Below are 13,303 nucleotides of genomic sequence, written 5' to 3'. Positions count from 1 at the left end.
CAGTTATTACTCTGCTAGCTTACACTTGCCTTTATTTATTCTATTTTGACTGCCAACTGCATACTTTTGACTGCCCACTTTTTTACTTCATTTTTAAATCTGCTACCTGAAAAGGTGGCTTTGCCAACTTGTTCATAATTTCAGGATTTTTGTTGTATAATAATTGAATGATACGATGTGGCGCAAATACATAATTTTGCTTTATAACATCGCTCCATTTCTGTAAGGTTTGTTTACTAAAATAGCCACCTTCTTTAAATTCGCTACCAGATAAAACCTCATCGACTTTAAATGATAATGCGTAAGACTCTAAAGGCACTTCTTTTTTTGCTATGCTTTCTAGTATACTGTGTGTTAAAATATTTTCGTCTTTGGCAAATATGTTATGGAATGGTCCTAAATCTATTCGTTTTATGTGTTTAGGTTTTATATCTTTTAATCGTCTGTCTATTCCATATGCCATAGTGTCTAACGGCATTTTACGGTCTGCTACATTTTTTAAAGTATCGTAGAGTTCTTCTTTTATACTTTCTGGATTTTTACCATCGTAATTAAAATACATAAAACAGATAAATGGTCTATTTAATCCAACGTCATAAAAACTCCAGCTTACCATATATTCTGCTTGATTTCCTGCTTCTGCTTGTGTTATTTTACCTTGTACAAAACGGTTGAAAATATATTTTTGTTCTACGGAAGTGTAATAAACTATAGATGCTGCTTGAAAGAGTTTGTCGCGTCTTACTGGTTCTTTTTTATGCATTAATTGCGTTAAAAATTCTTCTTGCAGCTCACTTACGTCTTTTAGTTTATTTAGGTAGTTATCGCGTAAGGACAAATCGTTATACAGATAACGAAACTCTAAGTAGTTTGGGAAACCAGAATCGGTTAAATCTACCTTCATATTATCTTCGTCATCGTACATATATTTTACACGCATGGCTTCGATAGAATATAATAGCAGATCGCAGTATTGTTTAAAATACGTCATTTCTTGTACTGTGCATAATTTATTGAATTGCACGCTTGTAATGAGTTCTTTTAAAGCAAAATCTACTTTTTTATGATAGAACACGTATTGGTCTTTACTGTCTAAAACAGCTGAGTCTAATGGTGTTACTATGTGGTTTATTGACATGTTTTAATACTTAATGTAAGTCTTTAAATATTACTGTTTACTTAATTACTTTTTTGGGTAATTATTTTAAATATTTCAAAAAAAATAAGAGATCCAAAGAATATTATATTTGCATATCCTATTATTTTTCCCAAATTCGACGAACTAATATTTAATATATATATTCCTAATAAGACAAATAAAAACGCTATACCAAAGGCTTTTAAGGGCTTAAATTTCTTTTCATAAAATTAATATTATATAGTTTAAGTAGATATTTGAGTGAGCGCGTTAAGGATTATTCGTCTATTATTATTTTTATAAAGTTGAACTCATGAATGCACAGCATTTGAAACGGTTTGTTTGAGCTCCTCGCAGAGAGCGAGTAGTGAAAGCCTGACCTACTTTTGCCATTAAAAGCAAAAGTAGGAAACGCCATCATTATTTTAACTTAGTAAATCGTCGTTGCTTGTGTCTTCTTTTTTTGGTGCTGGAGCATTGTCTCCATCGCCTGAAGGTGCGTTTGAGTCTGCTGCGTAATAATCTTCGAAAATTTCTTTCATATCTATACCATAACGCTCTGCAAAATTCTTTTGGATGTCTACATCTTTTGCACGAATTTCTTGTAAAGCTTCTGCATAGCTGCTGTAAACGCCTTGCATTACTTTTTCGTGAACTGGAATGTTGTCCATCATTTCTTGTCTTGCTTTTGCGCTTGCTGTATGCATAGATGCAAGTGTTTCGCCAATATGCTCATCGGTTTTTACACCTAAATGTTCTAAAATCGCTGCAAATTCTTGGTCTGTTCTTGCTTTTAAAGCGACTACGTAACCATCGTAATATTTTAGACGCTCGTCTGTATCACTTTTTAATTTTGCACGATGCGTTTGTAGGTTACTACGTAAAGATGTTAGTACTTTAATGGTTAAATTATGCTTGTGTACAAAACTGTCTTTTGATGCTGCTAGTGTTGTGTAAGCGTTTTTAAGTCCTTCTAATTCTTCTACCTTTTGCTCTAAAGTGGTAACTTTTGATAAGGCTTCTGAGTATTCTGCAGATTGTTTATCTGCTACTTCTTCTAATGCTTGACGTGCTTGTTTTAGTAGTGCGTATTGCTCTTCTAGTTTTGCTTCTGTTTCTTTCTTTTTCTCTAAGGCTTTTGTATGATTTTTAGACGCTTCTACTATGGCATCTTTTAGCTTTTCTTCTACTTCTTTAATTTCTACCTCACGGTTTTTTAATCGTGTTACTGCTGCCTGAGATTTGTATGATAATTCGCTTAGTAATGTTTGTACATCTGCGCTTTCTATACGCTCTTGAAACATTGCTTTTGCTTTATTGTCTGCTCCTGCACGCACTTTTTCGGCATCTTTTAATGCTTGTTCTGCTTTTGCGATTTTGCTTTTGCGTCCCCAAAGGTTATTCCACCATGTGTCTGGTTTGTTTTTGGCATCTTCAAGTTCAACTTTAGCACGTTCTAATGCTTTTTGTGCATCGTCTATTACTTTTTGTTCAGTTTCGTTTAGTGATGAAAAACGCTCGAATAAAATACCAACCTCATCTTGATAATCTGTTAAATCCTTAATAGCATCAAGTAATGTTGTACGGTCTTTTTCTGCCATGTCTACAACATCGTCTAATGTTGCATTAAGAATTTTTTGACGACTTTCTGGATCGTCTTCTTGAGCAAGCTTAGATTTCATAGTATCTATAGCTTTTCCCCAATTAACATCTACTTTTTCGGTTTTCTCGTTTGCGTTTGTTTCTAGTAAGTCAAAATCGTCAGACATGTGGTATTATGGTTTTAAGGTTGTACGTTTTATGCTAAGCAATTTCGTTAAAAAAATCTACTTTTAAAATAAAATTGCATACTTATATGTATTAACTTTAATTTAAATGTTACAATTTTATATTATGAAATAAAGAAATTACCTTTAACCAAAATTTAATACTATAAACTATGAAAATAAAATACTATCTAATTCTTGCTTTAGCTATTAGTTTAACTGCGTGTAAAAGTGATAAAAAAGAAACTATAGAAATTGAAGCTCCTGAAAAAGAAATTGCTGAATTAAAAATAACACCTATTGAGCATGCTGCAATGGTTTTAAATTATGGTGGAAAAACAATATATGTTGATCCAACTGGTGGCAAAGAAGTTTTTGAAAAATTTTCTAAACCAGATTATATTTTAATTACTGATATACATAGCGATCATTTACATTTAAATACTATTGAGGCTTTAGATTTATCTAACACTAAAATTATTGCTCCAGAAGCTGTTTATGAATTACTTCCTGAAAATATAAGAAGTATTACTGCTACAATGATTAATGGTGCTAAAGAAGACTTTAAAACATTTAGCGTTGAGGCAATACCAATGTATAATTTACGTAAAGAAGCTTTACATTTTCATCCTAAAGGTAGAGGAAATGGTTATGTATTAACATTTGGAAAAGAACGTGTTTATATTTCTGGTGATACTGAAGATATTCCAGAAATGCGTACACTAGAGAATATTGACAAAGCATTTATTTGTATGAACTTACCTTATACAATGACTGTTGAAAGCGCTGCAGATGCTGTTTTAAGTTTTAAACCAAAACAAGTTTATCCATACCATTTTCGCGGTACTGAAGGCTATAGCGATGTTGAAAAATTTAAATCTATAGTTAGTAACAAGACTAAGAGTATTGAGGTTGTACAATTAAATTGGTACCCAAATACCAAAGAAAATTAATATATTTACACCTAAATAATTTTAATATATGCCTGCCCTAGCTATAGAAACAATCTCAACACTTTTAATTATCGGTGTTTTAGTATTAGTTATGATTCCTTATATATTGCAAAGGATAAAATTAAAAAAAGAAGAGACATTACTAAAAGAACAAGATAAGAAATTAGAAGAAATGCTAAATAGGCAAAATAAAAGTGCTAAACCAGAGTATGATGATTTTACTAATGGTCATTTATACGAATAAAATATTATTATATTCATAAAAAAAAGCAGTCTAAATGACTGCTTTTTTTATGCTTTAATATACTTATTATTATCTAATAAGTTTTTTATACTTAATACGCTTTGGCATTAAATCTCCACCAAGACGTTTCTTTTTATTTTCTTCATATTCACTAAATCCACCTTCAAAGAAATAAACTTGACTATCGCCTTCAAAAGCTAAAATGTGAGTACATATTCTATCTAAAAACCAACGGTCGTGACTAATTACTACTGCACAACCAGCAAAGTTTTCTAAACCTTCTTCTAATGCTCTTAAAGTATTTACATCTAAATCGTTTGTTGGCTCATCTAACAACAATACGTTTCCTTCTTCTTTAAGAGTCATTGCTAAATGTAAACGGTTACGCTCACCTCCAGAAAGTAACTCTACTTTTTTGTTTTGCTCTCCTCCAGAAAAATTAAAGCGACTTAAGTAAGCACGAGAATTTACTTGCTTACCTCCCATCATTATAAGTTCTTGCTCATCACTAAAATTTTGCCAAATTGTTTTACTTGGATCTATGTTAGAATGTTTTTGGTCTACATAAGCAATTTTAGCTGTTTCTCCTACCTTAAACTCTCCTTTATCTGGTGTTTCTTCACCCATTATCATTCTAAAAATAGTGGTTTTACCGGCTCCATTTGGACCAATAATACCAACAATTCCTGCTTGAGGTAAATTAAAGTTTAAATCGTCGTATAATAATTTATCGTCGTAAGCTTTGGTTACGTTTTTAGCTTCTATAACATTAGTTCCTAAACGTGGCCCATTAGGGATATAAATTTCAAGTTTTTCGTCAAGTTGTTTTTGATCTTGACTCATTAACTTATCGTAATTTTTTAAACGTGCTTTTTGTTTTGTTTGTCTTCCTTTTGCTCCTTGTTTAACCCATTCTAACTCACGCTCTAATGTTTTTTGTCTTTTAGAAGCCGATTTGCTTTCTTGAGCTAATCGTTTAGATTTTTGGTCTAACCATGAAGAGTAATTACCTTTCCATGGAATTCCTTCTCCTCTATCAAGCTCTAAAATCCAACCTGCAACATTATCTAAAAAGTATCTATCGTGTGTTACTGCAATTACAGTTCCTTTATATTGTGCTAAATGGTGCTCTAACCAATGTACAGATTCTGCATCTAAGTGGTTAGTAGGCTCATCTAGTAATAAAACATCTGGTTCTTGTAATAATAATCTACATAATGCAACACGACGTCTTTCTCCTCCTGATAACACAGATATTTTTTTATCGCCATCTGGTGTTCTTAATGCATCCATTGCTATTTCTAACTTTGTATCTAACTCCCAAGCATTGGCTGCATCAATTTCATCTTGTAATACAGCTTGTCTTGCCATTAGCTTTTCCATTTTATCTGGATTGCTATAAACTTCTTCTAAACCAAATTGATCGTTAATAGAATTATACTCATCAAGAATAGCAACTGTTTCGGCTGCACCTTCTTTAACAACTTCCATTACCGTTTTATCTTCGTCTAACTTAGGTTCTTGTTCTAAATAACCAACAGAGTAGTCTTGTGAAAAGACAACATCTCCTTGATAATTTTTATCTACTCCTGCTATTATTTTTAATAACGTAGATTTACCAGAACCGTTAAGACCAAGAATTCCAATTTTAGCTCCATAAAAAAAACTTAAATAGATGTTTTTTAAAACAGGTGTGTTAGAGCTTTTAAATGTCTTGGTTAAACCAGACATTGAAAATATTATTTTTTTATCGTCAGACATATTTTTATTTTACGTGTATTATTATTTATTACAAAAAGATTATACTCTTCCTTTTAAAGCATTAAATACCCAAGCAATTGCAAAAAAACCTATTCCTACAGTTGCAAATCCCCAACCAGCTACATCATCGTATTTATAGGCTCCCATTAATATTAGAACTATTCCCATAACAATCATTAGCATTGTTGCCCAAGCTAATACTGTATTTTTATTCATTGCCATAATTTTTTATTTTTTTAAGCGAATTACAAATATCGCTTTTTTAGAAAAAAAACCTCTTAAGTATATGTGTTTTTTTTAAGTGCAATAGTAAAACAAAGTTCTTATATTATAAATACAGTAAAATATGCGCTTAAATTATAAAGATTTTTCAATTAACTTTTTATTAGTACTTAAAATTGCCAATAAACATATTATAGCATCTATTTTTGTTATCTTTTTTATAATATACTTTGTTAATGAATCGAGCATTACTATCACTCGCTATTGGAGGTTTTGGGATTGGACTTACAGAATTTGTAATTATGGGCATATTACCTGATGTTGCAAATGCTTTTAGCGTTAGTATTCCTGTGGCTGGACATTTTATATCTGCTTATGCTTTAGGTGTTGTAGTTGGAGCTCCTATACTTACTGGTTTGGGAAGCAGATTTTCCGCTAATAAGGTTTTACTAGGGTTAATGGTTTGGTTTACAGTATTCAATACACTTTCTGCTTTTGCAAATAGTTACAATTCATTTATAGTTTTAAGGTTTTTATCGGGTTTACCTCATGGTGCTTTTTTTGGTATTGGAGCCGTAGTTGCAGGCAAATTATCTAAACCAGGAAAGGAAGCACAAGGTATAGCTATAATGTTTAGCGGTTTAACTTTTGCTAATTTATTAGGTGTTCCTCTAGGTACGTATTTAGGAAAACATTTTAATTGGAGTATTTCCTTTTTAATGGTTGGTGCTGTTGGTATATTAGCCGTTTTAGGTGTAAAATTATGGATGCCTTTATTAAAACAATCTTCGGAAAATAGTTTTTTAAGTGAATTTAAAATATTTAAACGATTAGAGCTTTGGTTAATTATAATACTAACCACTATTGGCACTGGTGGTTTTTTTGCTTGGTATAGCTATATCGCGACTTTAATAACCGAAGTTGCGGGACACCCAAGTAGCATGGTAACTTATGCTATGGTATTAGCTGGGTTAGGTATGGTAATAGGTAATTTTGTTGGTGCAAAATTAGCTGAGAAATTTTCTCCAATATATGCCGTAACATTAGTGCTTATTATTATGGCTATTAGTTTAATTATTAATACTTATTTAGCTTCTGATAAGGTGTTTGTTTTAGTAATGACCTTTATAATAGGCATTGTTTCTTTTTCTATTTCTACACCAATACAATTATTAATAATAAAAGCCTCTAAAGGTTCTGAAACTTTAGGCTCCTCTTTAAACCAAAGTGCCTTTAATATTGGTAATGCTAGTGGAGCTTACTTTGCCGGAATACCAATTGCCATGGGATTAGGTTATACTTCTGCAGATTGGGTTGGAGCAGCTATGGCAGGTATAGGAATTTTATTAGCCTTGGTGATAATACTTATTAGAAAAAGAAAATAATTTTAGTTTAAAAATTTAGTGGAACCTCAATAAAAAGAATTTCGGATGTTGCTTTTGCTGTTATTTCAAAACTATTTGTTTCTGAAACTTCAATAGCATCTCTAGTTTTAAGAGTTTTAGAATCTAATATAAACTCTCCATAAATATTCATTACATAAACACCATGGTTTTTACTTTTTATAGTGTAAGTGAAACTATTTTTCTCGTTAAGGTTTATTCGAGATATTCTAGCATCTTGATGTATTTTTAGACTTCCACTTTTGTCTTCATCTATAGAAGATACTAAGGTTTGTAATTTATTTTTTCTTTCGTTTTCGTTAAAGAGTTTTTGATCGTATCTTGGTGTTACATTTTCTTTATTCGGTATAATCCATATTTGAAATAAATTTAAATGCTCATCTACAGAGCCATTAATTTCAGAATGCTCTACTCCTATTCCTGCAGACATTATTTGTACCTCTCCTGTTTTAACTTCTTGCCATTGCTTATGCATATTATCTTTATGCTTAAGAATCCCTTTTAGTGGAATAGATATAATTTCCATATTGTTATGTGGATGCATACCAAATCCCATTTTAGGAGCTATAACATCATCGTTTAAAACTCTTAGTGCACCAAAATGCATTTTGTTTTCGTTGTAATAATTAGCAAAACTAAAAGAGTAATTTGCTTGTAACCAACCATGGTTTGCAAAACCTCTTGAATCTGCTTTGTGTAATACTAATTTCATATTTCAATGTTTATATAATTACCTTATTTTATCTAATAAATAACTAAGTTGCTCTGCTTCTTCGTCGTTTAAATTTTTTAAAAATTTTGGTTCCCATTTATCGTCTATTTTAGATAATAAATTTAAACCATCTTCTGTTATAATAATATTTACTATTCTTCTATCTACTTTACTAGGAATTCTATTTATAAGCTTTTTAGCACATAATTTATCCATTAATCTTGTAATATTTGGAGCACGTTGTATCATTCTGTTTTTTACAGTTTGTACTGTTAACTCCGTTTTTGCTCCACGTAATATTCTTAGAATATTGTATTGTTGTGGCGAAATATTAAATGGTTTTAAAATTTCTAACTCTTTACTATAAATCCAATTTGCGGTAAATAATATATTTATGTAAGCTTTTAAATCGTTTGATGGAAAATTAGATTTTATATCTTTTGAAAGGTCTCCCATTTATATATTATTTTTAAATGTTTCAACAGCTTGATTTAGCGCTTCATTTAAAGCATTATCTTGAATACCTTTATCTGAAAAATTATTAAAAAATGAAGGCAATGAAAAAGTAGCAACAATATTTGCATCGTGTCTTGGAAATCTATCCTTAGCCATTTCTAATACAGATTGTCCACCTCTTGCTCCTGGTGAAGTAGCCATTAATAACATAGGCTTATTATACCAGTTTTTTTGCTCAGCTCGAGATAACCAATCAAAAAGATTTTTAAATGCAGAAGAGTAAGCTCCATTATGCTCGGCTAAAGAAATAATAATACCATCTGAAGCTTTAATATGTTCTAAAAATAGATTTACTTCTTTTGGGATACCTTTTTCATTTTCTAAATCAACACCATATAATGGCAAATTAAAATCGTTAAGATCTACTATATTTAATTTAACATCTTTAATTAAAGACGCTGCAAAAACTGCTAATTGCTTGTTAATTGATGCCTTACTGTTACTTCCTGCAAAAACTAAAATATTTTTCATAATAAATGTTTATTTTAAATCAAATATAAAAAAAATAGTTTCCATGGAATATATTTCATAGGAATTTAATAAATGATTAACTAATTTATCTTTTCTAAATTGAAATTAAACTTTGTATTTTAGCTTAAAAATTATTTTAATGGATATCAACTTCAACAAAAACGAAGATTATAACAAACTTTTATTATCTAATTTACGCAGTAAGTTTGCTCAAGTTAAACTTGGTGGCGGACAAAAACGTATAGATAAACACCATGAAAAAGGAAAGTTAACTGCCAGAGAACGTATTGATTATCTTTTAGATAAAAATAGAAAAAGTATTGAAATAGGTGCTTTTGTTGGAGATGGCATGTACGAAGAGCATGGCGGATGTCCGTCTGGTGGTGTTGTTGTAAAAATGGGCTACGTAAGTGGCAAACAGTGTATTGTTGTAGCAAATGACGCTACAGTTAAAGCTGGCGCTTGGTTTCCTATTACAGGAAAAAAGAACTTACGTGCACAAGAAATTGCTATAGAGAATAAATTGCCAATTATTTATTTAGTAGATAGTGCTGGAGTGTATTTACCATTGCAAGATGAAATTTTCCCAGATAAAGAACATTTTGGTCGTATTTTTAGAAATAATGCTATAATGAGTAGTATGGGAATTACTCAAATTGCAGCTGTTATGGGAAGTTGTGTAGCTGGTGGAGCATATTTACCAATTATGAGTGACGAAGCTTTAATTGTAGATAAAACTGGTAGTATTTTTCTAGCAGGAAGTTACCTTGTTAAAGCTGCAATTGGAGAAAGTATAGATAACGAAACACTTGGTGGCGCAACAACACATTGTGAAATTTCTGGTGTTACAGATTATAAGGCAAAAGATGATAAAGACGCTTTAGATACCATAAAACGATTGGTTGATAAAATTGGAGATTATGACAAAGCTGGATTTAATCGTGTAGATGCAAAAAAACCTAAGGATAATCCTGAAGATATTTATGGTATTCTACCTAAATCTCGGGCAGACCAATATGATATGCTAGACATAATTTCAAGATTGGTAGATAATGGAGAGTACGATGAGTATAAAAAAGGCTACGGACAAACCATTATTACTGCCTATGCGAGAATAGATGGCTGGGCTGTTGGTATTGTTGCAAATCAAAGAAAATTAGTAAAAACTAAAAAAGGAGAAATGCAATTTGGTGGTGTTATTTATAATGACAGCGCAGATAAAGCTACACGTTTTATTGCCAATTGTAACCAAAAGAAAATTCCTTTAGTATTTTTACAAGATGTTACTGGCTTTATGGTTGGTAGTAAGAGTGAGCATGGAGGTATTATAAAAGATGGTGCTAAAATGGTAAATGCAGTAAGTAACTCTGTAGTGCCAAAATTTACTGTAGTTATTGGTAACAGTTATGGTGCAGGAAATTATGCTATGTGTGGTAAAGCTTACGACCCAAGATTAATTGTTGCTTGGCCTAGTGCAGAGTTAGCTGTAATGAGTGGAAATTCTGCTGCTAAAGTTTTACTTCAAATAGAGAAAGCTTCATTATTAAAAAAAGGTGAAAAAATTACTCCTGAAAAGGAAGAAAAATTATTTTCTAAAATAAAAGATAGATACGACAATCAAGTATCACCATATTATGCTGCTTCTCGTTTATGGACAGATGCAATAATAGATCCTTTAGATACAAGAACTTGGATTTCTATGGGAATTGAAGCTGCAAACCACGCACCAATAGAAAAACCTTTTAATATGGGTGTTTTACAAGTATAATTAATATTATAAATAATAAAAAAAGGAACGTAATTACGTTCCTTTTTTTATTTAAAACCTTTTACAATTATTTATTTAATGTTTTTACCAACCTAATAAACTCTGCTCTATAACCATATTCGTCTTCTCCTCTTCCACTTTTTGCTAATGCAATAACATCTTTACTATTTGTATTATTATAATAACTGGAAGCTCTTAATTGCATGCCAAATAATGCAACTGCAGATGCAAATTTTAAATCTTTAGATGGTTCGTTTATTTCATCTTTTTGAATATGCACCATTTCTATACTCTTTTTACCTTCTGGCTTTTTATACCTAAACTTAACAGTTAGCAATTCATCTGAAAAATCATTATTAGTTTCTGTATTTGTATATTTTAAATCTGAAACATTTTTTAAAAATTCGTTTTGTACTCCTACAGGAATTACTTCATATAATGCTGTAACTGTATGACCACTACCTAGTTCTCCGGCATCTTTTGTATCATCTATAAAATCTTCATCTTCTAGCAATCTATTTTCGTAACCTATTAATCTATACGCTTGTACTATATTAGGATTAAATTCCACTTGAATTTTAACATCTTTTGCAATAGTATATAGTGTGCCTCCAAATTCTTTTCCAAATACTTTTTGAGCCTCTTGCATGGTGTCTATATATGCATGATTTCCGTTACCTTGATCTGCTAAAATTTCTAATTTAGAATCTTGATAATTACCATATCCAAAACCTAAAACAGATAAAAACACTCCAGATTTGCGTTTTTCTTCTATAAGTTTTTTCATGCTTTTATCGCTAGATTCTCCAACATTAAAATCGCCATCAGTTGCAAGTATTACACGATTATTACCATTCTTTTTAAAATGTTGCTCTGCTAATTTATAAGCAAGATTAATACCTTTTCCACCGGCAGTAGAACCTCCAGATTGCAAGTTATTTAGAGCTTTTAAAATCTTCTTTTTATTGTCTCCAGATGTTGGTTCTAAAACAACTCCTGCAGCTCCAGCATACACTACTATAGAAACTTTGTCTTTTGCTCTAAGTTGATTTACCAATAACTTAAAAGCAGATTTTAATAATGGTAATTTATTTTGAGCACTCATAGAGCCTGAAACATCTATTAAAAAAGTAAGGTTAGATGGAGGAAGTTCTTCATTATTATATGTTTTACCTTGCAAGCCTATTTTAACTAATTTTGTTTGTGTATTCCATGGTGTGATAATTAGTTCTGTGTTTATTGAAAAAGGATGATTATCTTTAGGTTGAGGATAATTATAATCGAAATAATTAACCATTTCTTCAATTTTAACAGCATCTGGATATACTTTTTGCCCATTATTAATCATACGTCTAACATTACTATACGACGCTTTATCTACATCTATAGAAAAAGTTGATAACGGAGAGGTTTTTACTGTTTGAAAACTATTCTCTACAATCTCCACATATTCATCTTTAGCTTTTTCTGGAGTTATTAACTTAGGTTTTGGTTTGTTTGCAATAGCTGCTTTTACTTCTTTAGAAAGCTTGTAGTTTCCTTTTTTAGTTTGTACTATAATAACACCATTTGAGCCTTGAGACCCATATAAAGCGCTGCCTCCAGCTCCTTTAATAACATTTGTTGATTTTATTTTTTTGGGATTTATATTAGCCAGTTCTTTTGCTGTTGTAATTTTTCCATCTACAACAATTAAGGCTTCGTTTGTTCCGGTAACAGATCTATTGCCTCTTAAAACAATACGCGTTGATTGATTGATTCCATTATTAGTGGTATTAATACTTAATCCTGAAACTTTTCCAGATAAAGACTGTACAACGTTAGGATTACTTGGTTTAGAAAATTTTATAGTACGAACATTAGTGTTTGTATTACCTATATTTTTTCTTCTAGTAGATAGTTTTTTAAAATTAGGTTTCTTCTTTACGCCTAATAAGGTCACTACAACTTCTTCTTTAGCATTTTCTGGCATTGTAAAGCTAATTACACTTTCTGCTCCAACGGTTTTTTCTACTGTATTACCTACATAACTATATACTATAATATCTCCAACTTGAGCACTAATTGTATAATTACCATTAAAATCTGTTATTGTGCTATTAGTTGTTTCTTTAACTAAAATATTAACACTAGGTAATGGCAAACTATCTCTATCTATAATTGTTCCTGTAATATTTTTTTGTTGAGCTTGTATTTGTATTGAAGTAAAGGCTACAAATAATAAGAGTAATAGATTTTTCATAATTTTGGTTTTTAAGTTTAGTATAAAACTATAACCAAAATCTATGTTATAAAATGTAGAATGAGTAAACAGTGCTTTTGAGTGAGTGAACTCTAAAAACAAAAAAG

The 13,303-nt window shown here is 30.8% G+C and carries 12 protein-coding genes; 4 read left to right on the top strand and 8 right to left on the bottom strand.

What is annotated here, in order from left to right; genetic code table 11:
- Positions 1–82 precede the first annotated feature (82 nt).
- Both CLV86_RS00705 and CLV86_RS00700 read right to left on the bottom strand, forming a co-directional pair.
- Positions 83–1,138 (bottom strand): hypothetical protein, encoded by a 1,056-nt coding sequence (locus CLV86_RS00705; protein ID WP_121048441.1) that lies wholly within the window; start codon positions 1,136–1,138, stop codon positions 83–85.
- A 425-nt stretch (positions 1,139–1,563) separates the two neighbouring features.
- The gene (locus CLV86_RS00700) at positions 1,564–2,907 is read right to left on the bottom strand and encodes a coiled-coil domain-containing protein (RefSeq protein ID WP_121048439.1); all 1,344 of its coding nucleotides are present in this window, start codon (positions 2,905–2,907) and stop codon (positions 1,564–1,566) included.
- A 170-nt stretch (positions 2,908–3,077) separates the two neighbouring features.
- Here CLV86_RS00700 and CLV86_RS00695 point away from each other — a divergent pair, with 170 nt between their 5' ends.
- Together CLV86_RS00695 and CLV86_RS00690 are read left to right on the top strand one after the other, a co-directional pair.
- Positions 3,078–3,857 carry an MBL fold metallo-hydrolase gene (locus CLV86_RS00695; RefSeq protein ID WP_121048436.1) on the top strand — a complete coding sequence of 260 codons (780 nt, stop codon included), beginning with the start codon at positions 3,078–3,080 and terminating at the stop codon, positions 3,855–3,857.
- A gap of 28 nt (positions 3,858–3,885) precedes the next feature.
- Positions 3,886–4,101: a hypothetical protein gene (locus CLV86_RS00690; protein WP_121048433.1), complete on the top strand. Its 216-nt coding sequence runs from the start codon at positions 3,886–3,888 to the stop codon at positions 4,099–4,101.
- A gap of 69 nt (positions 4,102–4,170) precedes the next feature.
- Here CLV86_RS00690 and ettA read toward each other — a convergent pair whose 3' ends face one another.
- The gene (gene ettA, locus CLV86_RS00685; RefSeq protein ID WP_121048430.1) at positions 4,171–5,862 is read right to left on the bottom strand and encodes an energy-dependent translational throttle protein EttA; all 1,692 of its coding nucleotides are present in this window, start codon (positions 5,860–5,862) and stop codon (positions 4,171–4,173) included.
- 39 nt (positions 5,863–5,901) lie between these two features.
- Positions 5,902–6,084, bottom strand: a complete 183-nt coding sequence (locus CLV86_RS00680; protein ID WP_076733325.1) for a CAL67264 family membrane protein — start codon at positions 6,082–6,084, stop codon at positions 5,902–5,904.
- A 236-nt stretch (positions 6,085–6,320) separates the two neighbouring features.
- On the opposite strand from CLV86_RS00680, the gene CLV86_RS00675 reads away from it, so the two are divergent.
- On the top strand, positions 6,321–7,469 hold the full coding sequence (locus CLV86_RS00675; RefSeq protein ID WP_121048427.1) for an MFS transporter: 1,149 nt from the start codon (positions 6,321–6,323) through the stop codon (positions 7,467–7,469).
- Between the two features lie 7 nt (positions 7,470–7,476).
- Here CLV86_RS00675 and CLV86_RS00670 read toward each other — a convergent pair whose 3' ends face one another.
- The 3 genes from CLV86_RS00670 to CLV86_RS00660 are packed head-to-tail and all read right to left on the bottom strand — an operon-like array spanning position 7,477 to position 9,186.
- Positions 7,477–8,199: a pirin family protein gene (locus CLV86_RS00670; protein WP_121048424.1), complete on the bottom strand. Its 723-nt coding sequence runs from the start codon at positions 8,197–8,199 to the stop codon at positions 7,477–7,479.
- Between the two features lie 18 nt (positions 8,200–8,217).
- The gene (locus tag CLV86_RS00665; protein ID WP_121048421.1) at positions 8,218–8,655 is read right to left on the bottom strand and encodes a MarR family winged helix-turn-helix transcriptional regulator; all 438 of its coding nucleotides are present in this window, start codon (positions 8,653–8,655) and stop codon (positions 8,218–8,220) included.
- A complete protein-coding gene (locus CLV86_RS00660; protein WP_121048418.1) occupies positions 8,656–9,186 on the bottom strand; it encodes an NADPH-dependent FMN reductase in 531 nt (176 codons plus the stop codon). It lies immediately after the preceding gene.
- A gap of 139 nt (positions 9,187–9,325) precedes the next feature.
- Between CLV86_RS00660 and CLV86_RS00655 the strand changes: the two genes are divergently transcribed.
- Positions 9,326–10,954, top strand: a complete 1,629-nt coding sequence (locus tag CLV86_RS00655) for an acyl-CoA carboxylase subunit beta (protein WP_076733330.1) — start codon at positions 9,326–9,328, stop codon at positions 10,952–10,954.
- Positions 10,955–11,021: 67 nt separating this feature from the next.
- Here CLV86_RS00655 and CLV86_RS00650 read toward each other — a convergent pair whose 3' ends face one another.
- On the bottom strand, positions 11,022–13,196 hold the full coding sequence (locus CLV86_RS00650) for a VWA domain-containing protein (RefSeq protein WP_121048414.1): 2,175 nt from the start codon (positions 13,194–13,196) through the stop codon (positions 11,022–11,024).
- Positions 13,197–13,303 lie beyond the last annotated feature (107 nt).

The sequence above is a fragment of the Lacinutrix venerupis genome, assembly GCF_003663945.1.
GTDB lineage: Bacteria > Bacteroidota > Bacteroidia > Flavobacteriales > Flavobacteriaceae > Lacinutrix > Lacinutrix venerupis.
The sequence above is the reverse complement of the archived record's forward strand: the minus strand, read 5'-3'. Positions and strand labels throughout refer to the sequence as shown.

Bases quoted from the DNA above. Each gene is read 5' to 3' on its own strand.
- CLV86_RS00650 (WP_121048414.1), bottom strand. From the start codon at position 13,196: ATGAAAAATCTATTACTCTTATTATTTGTAGCCTTTACTTCAATACAA.
- CLV86_RS00690 (WP_121048433.1), top strand. From the start codon at position 3,886: ATGCCTGCCCTAGCTATAGAAACAATCTCAACACTTTTAATTATCGGT.
- CLV86_RS00665 (WP_121048421.1), bottom strand. From the start codon at position 8,655: ATGGGAGACCTTTCAAAAGATATAAAATCTAATTTTCCATCAAACGAT.
- CLV86_RS00660 (WP_121048418.1), bottom strand. From the start codon at position 9,186: ATGAAAAATATTTTAGTTTTTGCAGGAAGTAACAGTAAGGCATCAATT.
- CLV86_RS00655 (WP_076733330.1), top strand. From the start codon at position 9,326: ATGGATATCAACTTCAACAAAAACGAAGATTATAACAAACTTTTATTA.
- ettA (WP_121048430.1), bottom strand. From the start codon at position 5,862: ATGTCTGACGATAAAAAAATAATATTTTCAATGTCTGGTTTAACCAAG.
- CLV86_RS00700 (WP_121048439.1), bottom strand. From the start codon at position 2,907: ATGTCTGACGATTTTGACTTACTAGAAACAAACGCAAACGAGAAAACC.
- CLV86_RS00705 (WP_121048441.1), bottom strand. From the start codon at position 1,138: ATGTCAATAAACCACATAGTAACACCATTAGACTCAGCTGTTTTAGAC.
- CLV86_RS00680 (WP_076733325.1), bottom strand. From the start codon at position 6,084: ATGGCAATGAATAAAAATACAGTATTAGCTTGGGCAACAATGCTAATG.
- CLV86_RS00675 (WP_121048427.1), top strand. From the start codon at position 6,321: ATGAATCGAGCATTACTATCACTCGCTATTGGAGGTTTTGGGATTGGA.
- CLV86_RS00695 (WP_121048436.1), top strand. From the start codon at position 3,078: ATGAAAATAAAATACTATCTAATTCTTGCTTTAGCTATTAGTTTAACT.
- CLV86_RS00670 (WP_121048424.1), bottom strand. From the start codon at position 8,199: ATGAAATTAGTATTACACAAAGCAGATTCAAGAGGTTTTGCAAACCAT.